A 1,939-nucleotide genomic window follows, 5' to 3' on the forward strand; every position below is an offset into this window, starting at 1 on the left:
AACCGGTTCAAACACGCACCAAAAAACCCCGTAATACCCGGGATTTGGGCCGTTATTCCCGGGCACTTGGGGGGCAGGGGGCGCGCCGGGGGCGCCCACGATGCGCAGGTGTTACTTAGGCAGCTTCGCCGACCACGGTGACGGTGATGTCAACGATGACGTCGGTGTGCAGCGCCACGGCGACAGCATGGTCACCGGTGGTTTTCAGCGGGCCGTTCGGCAGGCGCACTTGCGCTTTTTCGACAGCGAAACCAGCTTTCGTCAACGCTTCAGCGATGTCGAAGTTGGTGACCGAGCCAAACAGACGACCGTCAACGCCAGCTTTCTGGGCGATGGTGATGGTCATGCCGGACAGCTTGTCGCCTTGGGCTTGCGATGCGGCCAGCTTCTCGCCAGCAGCTTTTTCCAGCTCGGCGCGCTTGACTTCGAATTCAGCGACAGCCGACGCGGTGGCACGACGTGCCATGCGTTGCGGGATCAGGAAGTTACGTGCGTAACCGTCTTTGACTTTGACGACGTCGCCCAGGTTGCCGACGTTAACGACTTTTTCTAACAGAATGATTTGCATAGTGATTCTCCAGGTTCTCTGCAGCGCTTAAGCGTGGTGCAGGTCGGTGTAAGGCAGCAGCGCGAGGTAGCGTGCGCGCTTGATGGCGGTGTCAACCTGGCGCTGGTAGTGCGCTTTGGTACCGGTCAGGCGTGCTGGCATGATCTTGCCGTTTTCCTGGACGAAGTCTTTCAGGGTGTCGACGTCTTTGTAGTCGACCTGCTCGACGTTTGCAGCGGTGAAGCGGCAGAACTTCTTGCGCTTGAACAGAGGGTTCTGTTGTTTGCGCTTTTCTTTGAGCTTGAGCTTGTTTTTGTCGAACTTTTTACCGAATGCCATTTGAGGCTCCTGTATCTAAAATATGCGCCGCTGATGCGGCCGCATTGAAATCAATGATGTGAAACACCAACGCTTTGCTGTTCCGATTTTTCTTGGCAAGAAAGCCCGTGAACTGGTACACCGCGCCCAACTCCGCCTGGGAGAACCGTCCGGAGATTTCGCCAGCAGCAACGGCGATGATCTCGAATTCGGTCAACCTGGCCACCCCTGCTTCCACCTGGTGCGAACTGTGCGTCAGGGTGGCGGACACGATCGGCACGCCGGCCGGGGTATAGCGCAATACATCGCGCTCGGTAACGGTGGCGACGATCTGAAGTTGATTCACTTACCAGTCAACATGATTCCTGCCAGTCAATCAGGCAGCTGCTGGCGCTGCTACTGGAGCTGCGGCTGGTGCCTGGGCTTCCGAGCGATGGCTCTTGGCTGCATCTTCACGCTGGACCGATTTCATCATCGGCGACGGCGTGGTTTCAGCCTTCTTCATCTTCACGGTCAGGTGACGCAGCACGGCATCATTGAATTTGAAGGCGGTTTCGAGTTCGACCAGCGTCTCGTTGTCGCATTCGATGTTCATGCAGATGTAGTGTGCCTTCGGCAGCTTCTGGATCGAGTAAGCCATCTGACGACGGCCCCAGTCTTCCACGCGATGGATGTTACCGCCGCGCGCGGTGACGCTGGCCTTGTAACGCTCGATCATCGCCGGGACTTGTTCGCTCTGGTCCGGGTGGACGATAAAAACGATTTCATAATGACGCATTCAATACTCCTTGAGGACGTTTAAAACAAAAGCCCACCTCGGCGTCAAGACGAGTGTGGGAAGGGAAAGCCGGCAATTATAGCGCACTTTGGCAAGTACGGGCAAGCACGGCGTGGCCGCCCTGCCCCCGCAGTGCGCCCGGGGACGGCCCGAATCTTCGCTCTCGGGCGAAAAATATGGCGCTTTCACCGTTACCGTGAAAGCCCATTAGCGTAAGCACGCACCATCCAAGCCCACCCCGCGATGGGTTCGAGGCGAGCGCCGGGTCCGACCCCTCGTTTCGGCGCTTGTATCAG

The 1,939-nt window shown here is 57.8% G+C and carries 4 protein-coding genes; all 4 read right to left on the bottom strand.

The window, feature by feature from the left end:
• Positions 1–115: 115 nt before the first annotated feature.
• Genes rplI through rpsF form a run of 4 tightly spaced genes read right to left on the bottom strand, consistent with a single transcriptional unit; the run spans position 116 to position 1,643 of the window.
• A complete protein-coding gene (gene rplI, locus ACP7EY_RS23905) occupies positions 116–568 on the bottom strand; it encodes a 50S ribosomal protein L9 (RefSeq protein ID WP_426197748.1) in 453 nt (150 codons plus the stop codon).
• A gap of 27 nt (positions 569–595) precedes the next feature.
• On the bottom strand, positions 596–886 hold the full coding sequence (rpsR, locus tag ACP7EY_RS23910) for a 30S ribosomal protein S18 (protein ID WP_008450941.1): 291 nt from the start codon (positions 884–886) through the stop codon (positions 596–598).
• Complete coding sequence (gene priB, locus ACP7EY_RS23915; RefSeq protein ID WP_426197749.1) at positions 873–1,211, bottom strand: primosomal replication protein N; 339 nt, start codon at positions 1,209–1,211, stop codon at positions 873–875. The genes rpsR and priB overlap by 14 nt, the downstream gene beginning before the upstream one ends.
• Before the next feature lie 30 nt (positions 1,212–1,241).
• Entirely contained in the window at positions 1,242–1,643 is a 402-nt protein-coding gene (gene rpsF / locus ACP7EY_RS23920) for a 30S ribosomal protein S6 (protein WP_426197750.1), read from the bottom strand.
• Between the last annotated feature and the right edge of the window lie 296 nt (positions 1,644–1,939).

Source organism: Massilia sp. DWR3-1-1 (genome assembly GCF_049898325.1).
In the GTDB taxonomy this organism is placed as follows: domain Bacteria; phylum Pseudomonadota; class Gammaproteobacteria; order Burkholderiales; family Burkholderiaceae_D; genus JAFCUW01.

Bases quoted from the DNA above. Each gene is read 5' to 3' on its own strand.
- rplI (WP_426197748.1), bottom strand. From the start codon at position 568: ATGCAAATCATTCTGTTAGAAAAAGTCGTTAACGTCGGCAACCTGGGC.
- rpsF (WP_426197750.1), bottom strand. From the start codon at position 1,643: ATGCGTCATTATGAAATCGTTTTTATCGTCCACCCGGACCAGAGCGAA.
- rpsR (WP_008450941.1), bottom strand. From the start codon at position 886: ATGGCATTCGGTAAAAAGTTCGACAAAAACAAGCTCAAGCTCAAAGAA.